Origin of the sequence: uncultured Reyranella sp. (assembly GCF_945957355.1) — a bacterium.
Taxonomy (GTDB): Bacteria; Pseudomonadota; Alphaproteobacteria; order Reyranellales; family Reyranellaceae; genus Reyranella.
Genome location: NZ_CAMFKM010000001.1, coordinates 235,186 through 247,360, shown reverse-complemented (window position 1 = coordinate 247,360; position 12,175 = coordinate 235,186). Strand labels below are relative to the sequence as shown.

The 12,175-nt window shown below is 66.2% G+C and carries 11 protein-coding genes; 6 read left to right on the top strand and 5 right to left on the bottom strand.

Translation table 11 applies throughout. The features are described 5' to 3' along the window. The first annotated feature begins 17 nt into the window (after positions 1–17). From Q0Q48_RS01175 to Q0Q48_RS01160, 4 genes are all read left to right on the top strand, one after another. Positions 18–1,109, top strand: a complete 1,092-nt coding sequence (locus Q0Q48_RS01175) for a sn-glycerol-3-phosphate import ATP-binding protein UgpC (protein ID WP_295132600.1) — start codon at positions 18–20, stop codon at positions 1,107–1,109. Further along, positions 1,106–1,873, top strand: coding sequence for a fumarylacetoacetate hydrolase family protein (locus tag Q0Q48_RS01170; protein WP_295132597.1), 768 nt, complete (start codon positions 1,106–1,108; stop codon positions 1,871–1,873). The genes Q0Q48_RS01175 and Q0Q48_RS01170 overlap by 4 nt, the downstream gene beginning before the upstream one ends. A 164-nt stretch (positions 1,874–2,037) precedes the next feature. Next, a complete protein-coding gene (locus Q0Q48_RS01165; protein ID WP_295132595.1) occupies positions 2,038–2,730 on the top strand; it encodes a hypothetical protein in 693 nt (230 codons plus the stop codon). Between the two features lie 233 nt (positions 2,731–2,963). Continuing rightward, complete coding sequence (locus tag Q0Q48_RS01160) at positions 2,964–3,815, top strand: endonuclease/exonuclease/phosphatase family protein (RefSeq protein ID WP_295132593.1); 852 nt, start codon at positions 2,964–2,966, stop codon at positions 3,813–3,815. A gap of 15 nt (positions 3,816–3,830) precedes the next feature. Here the strand turns inward: Q0Q48_RS01160 and Q0Q48_RS01155 are convergent, their stop codons facing one another. Further along, positions 3,831–4,805, bottom strand: coding sequence for an HAD family hydrolase (locus Q0Q48_RS01155; protein WP_295133742.1), 975 nt, complete (start codon positions 4,803–4,805; stop codon positions 3,831–3,833). Positions 4,806–4,924: 119 nt separating this feature from the next. Here Q0Q48_RS01155 and Q0Q48_RS01150 point away from each other — a divergent pair, with 119 nt between their 5' ends. Continuing rightward, positions 4,925–6,001: a pyridoxal-phosphate dependent enzyme gene (locus Q0Q48_RS01150; RefSeq protein WP_295132590.1), complete on the top strand. Its 1,077-nt coding sequence runs from the start codon at positions 4,925–4,927 to the stop codon at positions 5,999–6,001. A 21-nt stretch (positions 6,002–6,022) separates the two neighbouring features. On the opposite strand, the gene Q0Q48_RS01145 is transcribed toward Q0Q48_RS01150, so the two are convergent. Further along, positions 6,023–7,027, bottom strand: a complete 1,005-nt coding sequence (locus tag Q0Q48_RS01145) for an ROK family protein (RefSeq protein WP_295132587.1) — start codon at positions 7,025–7,027, stop codon at positions 6,023–6,025. A 190-nt stretch (positions 7,028–7,217) separates the two neighbouring features. Between Q0Q48_RS01145 and Q0Q48_RS01140 the strand changes: the two genes are divergently transcribed. Further along, positions 7,218–8,273: a putative zinc-binding peptidase gene (locus Q0Q48_RS01140; protein ID WP_295132584.1), complete on the top strand. Its 1,056-nt coding sequence runs from the start codon at positions 7,218–7,220 to the stop codon at positions 8,271–8,273. A gap of 10 nt (positions 8,274–8,283) precedes the next feature. Here Q0Q48_RS01140 and Q0Q48_RS01135 read toward each other — a convergent pair whose 3' ends face one another. Genes Q0Q48_RS01135 through Q0Q48_RS01125 form a run of 3 tightly spaced genes read right to left on the bottom strand, consistent with a single transcriptional unit; the run spans position 8,284 to position 12,150 of the window. After that, positions 8,284–9,357 carry a DUF3500 domain-containing protein gene (locus Q0Q48_RS01135; protein ID WP_295132581.1) on the bottom strand — a complete coding sequence of 358 codons (1,074 nt, stop codon included), beginning with the start codon at positions 9,355–9,357 and terminating at the stop codon, positions 8,284–8,286. 9 nt (positions 9,358–9,366) lie between these two features. After that, the gene (locus Q0Q48_RS01130) at positions 9,367–10,008 is read right to left on the bottom strand and encodes a redoxin domain-containing protein (protein WP_295132578.1); all 642 of its coding nucleotides are present in this window, start codon (positions 10,006–10,008) and stop codon (positions 9,367–9,369) included. A 9-nt stretch (positions 10,009–10,017) separates the two neighbouring features. Then, positions 10,018–12,150, bottom strand: a complete 2,133-nt coding sequence (locus Q0Q48_RS01125; protein ID WP_295132575.1) for a protein-disulfide reductase DsbD domain-containing protein — start codon at positions 12,148–12,150, stop codon at positions 10,018–10,020. Positions 12,151–12,175 lie beyond the last annotated feature (25 nt).

Sequence of the window (12,175 nt, the reverse complement as noted above, 5' to 3'; positions counted from 1 at the left end):
AGACGGAGAAGTAGACCATGGCGCAAGTCCACCTGCGCGGCGTCAGGAAGAGCTACGACAAGCTCGAGGTCATTCACGGCGTCGACATCGAGATTGCCGACGGCGAATTCATCGTGATCGTCGGCCCTTCGGGCTGCGGCAAGTCCACGCTGCTGCGCATGGTGGCGGGGTTGGAGCGCATCACCGGCGGCACGATTGCGATCGGCGATCGCGTGGTCAACGAGCTGGAGCCCAAGGATCGCGATATCGCGATGGTGTTCCAGAACTACGCGCTCTATCCGCATTTCAGCGTCTACGAGAACATGGCTTACGGCCTGAAGATCCGCGGCCTCTCCAAGGCCGAGATCGACGTGCGCGTCCAGAAGGCCGCCAAGATCCTTGAACTGGGGACGTTCCTCCAGCGCAAACCGCGCCAGCTGTCGGGCGGCCAGCGCCAGAGGGTCGCGATGGGCCGCGCCATCGTCCGCGAGCCGGCCGTCTTCCTGTTCGACGAACCGCTCTCCAACCTCGACGCCAAGCTGCGCGTGCAGATGCGGCTCGAGATCAAGCGGCTGCAGCGCGAGCTCGGTGTCACCTCGATCTACGTCACGCACGACCAGGTCGAGGCGATGACGCTTGCCGACCGGCTGATCGTCATGAACGCGGGCGTCGCCGACCAGATCGGCACGCCGATGGATGTCTACGAGCGGCCGGCCTCCGTCTTCGTCGCGGGTTTCATCGGCTCGCCGGCCATGAACTTCCTGGCGGGCAAGGTGGTCGAGGGCAGCCGGTCGATCGAGCTGGCTGGCACGGGCGCCGTTCGCGTCGTGCTGCCGATCGGCCTCGCCACCACGGCCGCCGGCGGAACCCCCGTGGCCGTCGGCATCCGCCCCGAGCATCTGCATCCGGCGGTCGACGGCCCGCTGGAATTCGAGATCGAGCTGGCCGAACCACTGGGCGCCGACACGCTGCTGCACGGCCGTTTCGGCGAGGCGCGCGAGGTCGTGACCGTCCGCCAGGGCGGTCATATCCTCGCCAAGCCCGGCGAGAAGCTGCGCTTCAAGGCCGATCCCGGACATCTCCACCTGTTCGATTCGCAGACCGGCAAGCGCATCGCCGACGCGCCATGACCTTCCTTGCCCGTATCGAACATGCTGGACGCCCGTGTGTCGGCCTCCTTGAAGGTGACCGGATTCGCCTGCACGCGGGCACGATCTTCGATCCCGGTGCGGAGACGGGCGAGGAAGTGGCGGTCGCCGATGCACGCTGGCTGACGCCGACCGAGCCTACCAAGATGGTGGCGCTGTGGAACAACTTCCGGGCCGCCGCCGAGAAGAACGGCTGGGCGATCCCGGCCGAGCCGCTTACCTTCCTGAAGGCGCCAAACAGCTTCGCCGCGCACGACCACGCGATCCCCGCGCCGAAATCCTACGATGGCCGCGTCGCCTATGAGGGCGAACTCGGCATCGTGATCGGCAAGGCCTGTGCCGGCGTGTCGGTGGCAGAGGCTGCGGACCACATCCTCGGCTACACCTGCGTGAACGACGTCACGGCGATGGAACTGCTGCAGCGCGATCCGTCCTTTGCGCAGTGGACGCGCGCCAAGAACTTCGACGGGTTCGGCGTGTTCGGCCCGGTCATCGCGACCGGCCTCGATCCCGCGTCGCTCACGGTTCGTACCCTGGTCAACGGCCGCGAGCGCCAGAACTACCGGGTCGACGACATGATCTTCCCGCCGGCCGAGCTGGTCAGCCGGATCTCGCAGGACATGACCCTCGTGCCGGGCGACGTCATCGCCTGCGGCACGTCGCTGGGCGTGCTGCCGATGAAGGCCGGCACCGTCGTCGAGATCGTCATCGACGGCGTCGGCACCTTGCGCAACCGGTACGGCTGAAGACGGCCAGGATCTGGAGCAGCCGAACCAATTGCAGCCTCAGGAGTTCCTGGCGAATGCCCCTGAATGACAGGCGGCGCATGCCATATTCCGCGCGGTTCCTCGTAGATTGCTGTTGCCTTTATCGAGAAGGCGGAGATCATGGCGAAGGGGGGGGGACTTTGATGACTTTACTTCGGTACATTGCCGCGGCCTTTGGATGCGCGGCGACGCTTTCGCTTTCGACCTTGGCCCGAGCTGACGTCCTGGCCGACGCATGCCTCGACTACGTAAACACCAGCGAAATGCTTAAACAGGCGCCAGCTTCGAACAGATCCAACTGGTGTAGTTGCATCGCCGACAAGATCGCCCCTGGCGACCGCCAGGCCGTGGCAGACGTAATGAAAATGCAGAAGGCAACCGAAGCCAAAGGCCAGGCTTTCGGCGAGAACTCGGTCCCGAAACCCCTGGCGAAGGCCTTCACGCTCTACTTCGATGCGCAAGGACCTTGCCTGCCCGTCATGATGGGCGCTGCGCCCAGCCAACCTGCACCTGCTCCTCCTGCGGCTGCCACGACCGGCAGCAGCACGAGCTTCGGGCTGACGAACGCGACCGGCTCGGCGATCAGCGAACTCTATGTGTCGCCGACGAAGTCAAAGACCTGGGGCAAGGATATTCTCGGTGATCATACCATCGAGAACGGGGAGGCCTGGAAGATCACCGTCCCTCAAGCCAAGGGCCGATGCATGCAAGACCTCAAAGTCGTCTTTGACGACAATTCGGAAGCGATCTGGGAAAGCCTGGACCTTTGCAATCTCACAAAGATCACGTTGACCTACGATCGTCGTTCGGGCGTTACGACGGCGAAGACCGAATAGGATTCGGCCCGACCGCTCTTCGTCCCGAAACTGGCACTTCGATGACCTGCTTGCTGGGCGGCGAGACCTCCACCAGACGGGCAGATCCCGGAGGCAAGGCCGACCTGATCGTTTGGAAGCGCGCCCGACGGTGGTTGTAACGTCGCAGCCTGCACCAAGGCGGGTACTTCAGGGGGTGCTTGATCTAACGTGAAACGAGCACCCCCAAATAAGTCGATGAGTTAGCAGCCAAGATGCTCTTCTGTACTTACAACATTCACTACGGCGTCGGTTCCGACGGACGCTATGACGTGGCCCGCATCGCCGACACGGTGGCGGAAGCCGACATCGTCTGTATCCAGGAAGCCGTTTCCGGCTGGCCGCAGAACGGCTTCGCCGACCAGACCGCCGAGATCGCCGGCCGGCTCAACCGCTATCACTGGTATCACGGGGCCATGGAGTCCGACGCCAGCGAGGTTGGCGCCGACGGGCGGATCGTCAACCGCCGCCGCAGCTTCGGCAATGCCGTTATCTCGCGCTGGCCGATCGTCTGGGCGCGCGGGCACCTCCTGCCCAAGACAGCGCTCGTCGACCGCTTCGACCTGCAGCGCGGCTTTGTCGAGGCCTCGATCGCGACGCCCGCCGGACCGCTGCGCGTCTACAGCGCCCATCTCAGCCATGTCGGACCGCAGCAGCGCCTGCCGCAGGTCCGCGCCCTGATGGACACGGTGCTGAACGCCGAGCGCATCGGTGCGACCTGGGACAGCGCCGCCGGCTCGACCTTCATGTTCCAGGAGCGCCGGCCCGACGTGTCGCGGGCCGCCATCCTCGCCGGCGACTTCAATTTCACGCCGGACCATCCCGAGTATCCGCTGGTCTGCGGCGAGACCAGCTACTACGGCCGCCTCGGGACGACGATGCACCTGGCCGACGCCTGGATCGCCGCGGGCAACAGCGAGGAGGAGGTCGAATCGTTCCCCCGGGAAGGCCGCATCGACCATGTCTTTGTCACCCATGACCTCGCGCCCCGCGTGAAGAGGGCGTGGATCGGCTACGGCATCGTCGCCTCCGACCACTGGCCGGTCTTCGTCGAGTTCGATCTCTAGCGGGGCACGCGGACGTCAGCGCAGCTCGAACGGATAGATCACCTTCCAGTCCTTCTTCATGTCGACGATGGTCCAGTGGCGGCGAAGCGCTTCGTCCCAAGCCTTGTCGAGCTGGCCGACCGGCGAGGGCCGGTCGTAGGCATATTCGCGCACCGCGTCGGTGTGATGCACCAGCCCCATGAAGCGGGCGCCGCTGCCGGCTGCCGTCCATTCCAGCATCTGCTGGTCGCCGTCGGAATTGCCGAAGGCCAGGACCGGGCGTCGGCCGATGAAGCGGTTGATGCCGATCGGCTTGCCCGGCCCGTCGTCGATGAACTCGACCTTGGGTTCCTTCATCAGGACCGGAGTGCCGTCCGACCTCAGTTCGAACTTCGTGACGCTCGACGTACCGACGACCTGCTCGGGCGGGATGCCGTAGATGCGTTCCGTCCAGGGCCGCATGAACTCGATGCCGCCGCCGGACACGATGAAGGTCTTGAACTGGTGGGCGCGCAGCAGGGACAGCAGCTCGATCATCGGCTGATAGACGAGGTCGGTATAGGGCCGGTCGAAGCGGGGATGGCGCGCGGTCGCGAGCCAGTCGACCACCGTCGCGGCGAAATCCTCCGTCGTCATGCCGGCATGGGCGGCCTCGATCACTTCCACGATGGCCTTGAGGCCCAGCGCCGCCAGCGCGGCACGGTCGTCGGCCAGCACTGACCGGAAGGGCTCCTGCGTGCGCCATTCGGGATGTTGGGCGGCCAGCGCCTTTATGCGATCGACCGCGAAAGCAACCTGGAAATAGACAGGCTGCTCCGTCCACAAGGTGCCGTCATTGTCGAAACACGCGATGCGCTCCGATACCGGCACCCAGTCCGGTCCGCCCGGCGTCGTCGTGCGGGCGATGAAATCGAGAATCGAGCGCTTCACCGGCCCGTCGTTCCAAGAGGGCAGCCCGTCGGCCTGTGCGGCGCCTGGCCGGGTCTTCGCCACCAGCACGGCCGCGCCCATGCCTGTCAAGAATGTCCGGCGTCTCATCGCTTGCTCCCCCGCATCCTTGGCATCCTACGCCAGTTTCGCGCCGCCGCTGAACCGGCGTAGAATTCGCCTTCACGCAATGGGAGATGACAATGGGCGCCAAGATCCGGACCACCGCGGGACGCGGTCGGCTTTACGACAACGTGCTCGACACGATCGGCGACACGCCCTGTATCCGCATCAACGCCCTGGCGCCCAAGGGCGTCACGATCTACGTAAAGGCCGAGGCCTTCAATCCGGGCGGCTCGGTGAAGGATCGGCTGGCCGTCAATATTATCGAGGCGGCCGAGCGCAACGGCACCCTCAAGCCAGGCCAGACCGTGGTCGAGGCGACCAGCGGCAATACTGGCATCGGGCTTGCGATGGTCTGCGCCCAGAAGGGCTATCCGCTGGTCGTCACCATGGCCGACAGTTTCTCGATCGAGCGGCGCAAGCTGATGCGCATGCTGGGCGCCAAGGTCGTGCTGACCCCGCGCGCCCAGAAGGGCTTCGGCATGTACCAGAAGGCGGTCGAGCTCGCGAAGGCAAACGGCTGGTTCCTCGCCCATCAGTTCGAGACGGGTGCCAATGCCGAGATCCACGAAGCCACTACGGCGCGTGAGATTCTGGCCGATTTCAAAGGCGGCCGGCTCGACTATTTCGTGAGCGGTTACGGGACCGGCGGCACCGTGACCGGCGTGGCGCGGGTGCTGCGCAAGGAACGGCCGGAGACGAAAATCATCCTGACCGAGCCCGCCAACGCCCAGCTTCTCGGCAGCGGCAAGGCGCAGGAACGCGCGGAAGACGGCTCCCCCTCGGTCAGCCACCCCGCCTTCGAGCCGCATCCGATCCAGGGCTGGACGCCGGATTTCATCCCGCTCGTGCTGCAGGAGTCGATCGACAAGAAGTACTACGACGAGCTGCTGCCGATCGCCGGGGCCGACGGCATCAGGTGCGCCAAGGCACTGGCGCAGAAGGAAGGCATTTTCACCGGCATCTCCGGCGGCTCGACCTTCGCCGTGGCACTCCAGGTGGCGGCGAAGGCCGCGCCCGGGTCGATCATCCTCTGCATGCTGCCCGACACTGGCGAGCGCTACCTCACCACGCCGCTGTTCGAAGGCATCATCGACGATATGGACGCAGAGGAGATCGCCATCTCCAAGTCCACCCCCGGTTATCAGATGGGATAGGACGGCGACGCCGGAACACCCTTACTCGCGGTTGGTGAACCGGGCGTTGCCAAGGCCGGTGCCGATCGTCATGACGCCCCAGTGCTCGACGTCCTTCATGTTCGGGACCTCGCTCAGGCCCTGGACGACGGCGTCGTTGTGGATCTGGATGAAGATCTCGTGGCCGTCGATCTTCGGGAGATGGGCGGATAGGGCGGCCGCGAGATTGAACGACTTTCCCTCCCAGTTGCCCGGCAGGTTCTGACCGCCCTTCAGAATGAAGCCGTGCTCGTCGATCAGACCGGGGCAACCGATGCCCATGAACGGCGCGAGCTTGATTTTCTCCTGCTTCGCACGGTCGATCAGCTTGTTCAGCATCGCGGCAATCTTCTCGATCGCCTCGTCGCGGTCCGGTTCGTCGTCGGCATGGCGCCACACCTGCCGCTTCCAGACGTCGGCTTCCTCGACCTCGCCGCGCTTGCCGGCATTGAGCTCGACCACGCCGACCCGCACGTTGGTGCCGCCGATGTCGACGGCGAGGATGGCGTCGTGTCCCGCCATCACCCAGCTTGGGGCCAGGTGCACGGCGCCGATCAGCCCGGCTTCGTCGGGATCGTTCTCGATCGCCTGCAGTTCGATCGTCACGCCCTCGGCGGCCAGCATGATGCTGGCGCGTCCCATGGCGAGTTCGCCGATCCGGCTGCCGATCATGCCGCCGCCAATCACGATGCGCTCGGTGTCCTTCCATGAGCCGAGGCGCAGGAAGCGGCGCACCACTGTCGCCAGCTCGCCCGCGAACTCCTCGACCACGGTGTGGACGAGCCCGGCCGAGACCGGATCGCCGCCGTTCAGCATCTTGTCCAGCTTGGACTTGGAGATCTCTTCCATCGGCACGTCGCCGAACGGGTCCTCGCCACGCTCCTTCAACCGGTCGCGCCAGTCGGCGAGGATGGCCTGGAACGCACGCCGGCTGGCGCGGTCGCCCACGAAGCCTTCGTCATCGCGGAGTTCTTCGTTGTAGGTGTCGACGGTGACGGAGGGCAGCACCCGTCCTCCATGTACGAAAACGGACGGAGCTCCGACGGGTTCCCCGGCAGATTGTACTGTGTCGGCTTCGCTGCGGGCGCTCATGCGCATCTCCCCCTGCAAGGCCCCATGAACGGCCGGCGCGGGGTGAAAGTTCCCGTCCAACGGGACGGCAACGCAACATGGCGGCCTGTCGGGCGTTGTGGCGGCCATGAAACTCTTCAAGTGCCAGAGCTGCCAGCAGATCCTGTATTTCGAGAACGATGTCTGTGTGAAATGCGGGCATAAGCTCGGGTACGTGCCCGAGGTCGCGACCGTGTCGGCATTGGAACCCGAAGGCGAGCTATGGCGCGCCCTTGCCTCGCCGGATGTGCTCTACCGCTTCTGTGCGAATGCCCATCACGCGGCCTGCAACTGGCTGGTCGACTCGACGTCGTCCGAGACTTTTTGCCTGTCCTGTCGGCACAACAGGACGATCCCCGATCTCACCATCGGCGACAACTCCGCCAACTGGCAGAAGATCGAGATGGCCAAGCACCGGCTGTTCTACTCGCTGTTACGGCTCAAGCTTCCGCTGCCCACGAAGGCCGAATCGGCGGAGCAAGGGCTGGCCTTCGACTTCCTCGCCGAGCTGCCGCAGCCCGATGCGCCCCGTGTCATGACCGGTCATGACAACGGGCTTATCACCATCGCGCTGGCCGAGGCCGACGATGCGGTGCGCGAGAAGAATCGCGTGGCCATGCACGAGCCGTACCGGACACTCCTCGGGCATTTCCGTCACGAGATCGGTCACTACTACTGGGACCGGCTGGTGCGCGACGGTGGACAGCTCGAGGCCTGCCGGCAGCTCTTCGGAGACGACAGCCAGGATTACGGGCGGGCGTTGCAGGCTCACTACGCCAACGGCGCGCCACCCGACTGGCAGGCGAACTTCGTTAGCCACTACGCGAGCTCCCATCCGTGGGAGGACTTCGCCGAGACCTGGGCGCACTACATGCACATCGTCGACACGCTCGAGATCGCGCGGGCCTTCGGCTTGACGGTGCAGCCCCGTCTCGCGAAGGGAGACGAGCTCGACGCCACCGTCGATTTCGACCCCTATCGCGCAGCCGACATCAGCCAGCTCATCGACGCCTGGATGCCGCTATCGCTGGCGCTGAACAGCCTCAACCGCGCCATGGGACAGGCCGACCTCTATCCCTTCGTGCTGTCGGCCCCGGTGATCGAGAAGCTGGGCTTCATCCACCGGCTCGTCCACCCGGCGTAGGGCAGCGCCCTCAGCGGTGCTGTTGTTGCCGGTAATGATCGGCCAGCGCATCGCGGCCGAAATCGGCGGCGAGGTCGCGCCACACGGCGTGGACGTGATTGGCGTCGTTCTGGGTATTGTCGTGCTCAATCAGCGTCACGGGGCCGTGGACGCGAAAGTAGTGGGCCTCTCCCGGTGTGAGCGATCCGGCCCAGGCGAAGCGGAATCTCGAGAGACCTTGCTCCAGAACGCGCTGCTTCTGCCGGGCCAGCAGATCCGCGGCGAGCGTGCCGAGGAAACGGTCCATTAGCGCCTCGACCAGGGTGCGCTGCGCGCCGGTCATGTCGCCGAGTTGCAGGCCCTTCGGACTGCCGAGATTCCGCTCGCGTTGCGGGCTCGCGACGATCTCGCCGAACGAACGATTGGCGATTGTCGCGGCCTGGCGCTGCTGCTCGTTGAGGCCGGTCATGATCCGGCGGGCTATGTCTTCCGAGGCGCCGAGCAGGCGGAAGCCGGCATTGGGACCATCGCGCACGGCGGCGGGATGGGCACCGGCGAAGAACGGCGTTACCGAGACGTGGCCGGGCGCGGGCAGCGCCACGTTCAGCGACAGATGATGGCCCTCGAAGCGCCAGCCCCAGGGGAAGCGGCCGGGCGTGCCGAAGACCGAGACGTAATAGCGGCCGGGATCGCGGAAGCTGCCCTGCTGCTCGCGCAGCACGCCTTCGAGCAGGCGGACGCCGTCGAGCAGGTCGAGGCCGCGCTTGTTCAGCACCGAGGCGAAGAGCGCGCGGGCTGCATCGGCCTGGTTGGACCGCATCTCGCCCAGGGCCAGCCCGGAGCGGCTGCGCGGAATGTAGTGCCAGTCGAGACGATTGCCCGACTCGAAGGCGATCATCGCCTTCTGGCGCTGACCGTCGTCGAGCGAGAGGAGGAAGCGGTTGGCGGCATCGGCGACGCGCTGGGCGCCATCGACCGTCTGGGCACTGGCGCTCCCGAACGGCAGCAGCGCCGCCGCTGTCAGCACGGTCCGCCGCTTGGGCGGGCCGTGATGGTGGTGGTTGTCGTGAGTCTCGCCGTGCGGATGCCAGCCGTCGTGCGGCATGGCAGCTCCTCAGGTCGAGGTCTTCGGATACTTCAGCGTGCAACCATAGGCGCGGGTCGAGGAGTCGGCGACCTGCTGGCCGGCCTGCACCTGGCCCAGAGCGACGCGGACATACTGCGTGGCCTTGGGAATGTCGGCGACGTTCGAGGACGGGATCGAGTCGATGCCACCCTTGTAGACCAGGATGCCCTTGGCATCGATGATGTACATGTGCGGCGTCACGGTGGCGCCGTAGGCCCGCGCGACCTTGCTCTCAGGGTCGAGCAGCACGGCGGCCGGCGCGGCGTTGCGGCTCCTGGTGAGATCGTTCGCCTGCTGCGCTGTCACATGGCCTTGCTCGCCCGTGGCCGAGGAGGCAACGGTCAGCCAGACGACGCCCTTGGCGGCCGCTTCGCGCTGCTGGTCCTGCATGTTGTTGGACGTGTAGTGCTTGCGCACGTAGGGGCAGTCGTGATTCGTCGTCTCGAGGACGATGATCTTGCCCTTGAGGTCGGCCAACGACCAGGTCTTGCCGTTGCTGTCGACCGCGCTGAACTGCGGCGCGGGCTTGCCGATGTCCGGGCTCGAAGAGGCAAAGGCTGTGGCGGGGGATAGGGCGAGCGCAGCGCCACCGATCATCACGGAACGACGGGGAACATTCAGCTTCGACATGGGTACCTCCTAACGCTTGGCTTGCTGGATCGATGACAACTCCGACAGGATCAGCGACTCGGTGAGAACCTGGGGCAGGATCTTCGGCCGATCCGCCCCCGGCGCCCAGAACAGGTAAAGCGGCACGCCGGCGCGACCGAGTTCCTTCAGGACGCCCGTGATCTCGGCATCGCGATTGGTCCAGTCGCCCTTGAGCTTGACGACGCCGGCCTGCTCGAACGCCTTCCGTGTGGCCGGCGTTTCCAGCGCGACCCTCTCATTCACCAGGCAGGTGATGCACCAGGCGGCCGTGAAGTCGACGAAGACCGGCTTGCCCGCAGCGACGGCCTCGGCCATGCGGGCGCGCGAGAAGCGTTCCCAGCCTTCGAAGCTGACGCCGGCGTTCGGGCCGCCCGACGCCGAGGCGGCGGTGGCCGGGCTGTCGTCGAGCTTGAGCGTGGCGGCAAAGGCCAGCAGGACTGCAGCGGCGGCGAGGCCGCGACGCACCCAGGTTCCCGCCGATGCGCCGCTGCCGATCCGCAGAAGCCAGATGGCGAAGGCGATCAGGATCATGCCGCCCAGCGCATAGAGCACGCCGTCGGCGCCGGTCTGCTGGGTCAGCACCCAGATCATCCAGACGGCGGAGGCATACATCGGAAAGGCGAGGAACTGCCGCAGCCGGTCCATCCACGGGCCGGGCCGAGGCATCAGCCGCTGCAGGGCAGGAGTCATCGACAAAGCGAGATAGGGAAGGGCGAGACCTAGGCCCATGGCCAGCAGCACCGCGACCGTTGCGGGCGCGGGCTGGCTCAGCGCAAAGCCCAGGGCGGCGGCCATGAACGGCGCAGTGCAAGGCGTCGCGACGATCACCGCCAGCACCCCCGTGAAAAAGGCGCCGGTCGTGCCGCCGCGGGACACCAGGCCCTGGCCGACTCCCGCCATCCGGCTACCGACCTCGAACACGCCGGAGAGGTTGAGGCCGACCACGAAGAACAGATAGGCGATCAGCAGCGAGAAGACCGGTGACTGGAACTGGAAGCCCCAGCTCACGTCGCCCACGGTCGAGCGGATCGCGATCACGATCCCCGCCATGGCGGCGAAGGAGACGAGGACGCCCGACGTATAGGCGAGCCCGTCGCGCCGCATCTCGCTCCGCTCGTGGCCGGCGAGGCGAGCGAACGCCGCCGCCTTCATCGCCAGGACTGGGAAGACACAGGGCATCAGGTTCAGGATCAGCCCGCCCAGTAGCGCGAACGCCAGCGCCTGCAACAGCGAGAGCTGCTCGGCACCCATGGCATTCGCGAGTGATGCGGTGGCGACCGGCACGAAGGCCGGATCGAGCTTCGCCGAGAGGTCGAAGGCCTGCTTCACGCTGCCGTCGGCGGTCTTTTCGGTGAGCACCAGGGTGCCGGCGAGTTCGGTGGGCATGACCGCCTTGGCGTCGCCCTTCTTCAGCGGGATGCGGATGCCCTCGGCCGTGACCGTGGCATTCTGCTTGGCCATGGTGGCGACGGGCCCCCACTCGGCCGGAAAGAAGTAGATGTCGCTGATCGCGTCCGGCTTCAGGCCCCGGGCCTCGACCAGCAGCGTCGGGTCACCTGCTTTCGACACGCCGTACCGTGCAGGCCACGGGCTTTGCGTCGGCAGCGCGCGGCGCGCCTGTTCGAACAGGGCAAGCGTCGCGGGCGGCGACGGCGTGGCGGCAGGACCCGACGGCAGCACCAGCTCGAACTTGCCCTCCTCGGGGATGCAGACGTCCTCGCAGACCAGCCAGTTGGCTTCGGCGGCGAGGGCGAGGGGGCCGGTCAGGCCGGTCGGCGGCGTGATGCGCACGAGCAGCATCGACTCGTCCTTGAAGCCGTAGTTGATGACGCCGCCGATATCGAAGCGGATCGGCGCCGGCCAGACGATCGGATCGGCCTTGGCGCCGTCCGGCAGCTTCCAGGAAATTTCCGTGGGCAGGCCCGAGTCGCCCGGATTCTTCCAATAGGTATGCCACTTCGGTCGCAGGGTCTGGCGTAGCCCCACCCAGAACGGCTCTCCCGGCTTCACCGTCGCGACTTCTGACACGAGTTCGGACCGCACATTGTCGGTCTGCACGACCGCCTGCGCAAAAGCGGGGCCCGCCAGAAGCACGAGAAGAAGGGCGAGGAAACGCGTCATCGCCTTCCTAAGTGACCTTCGCCCG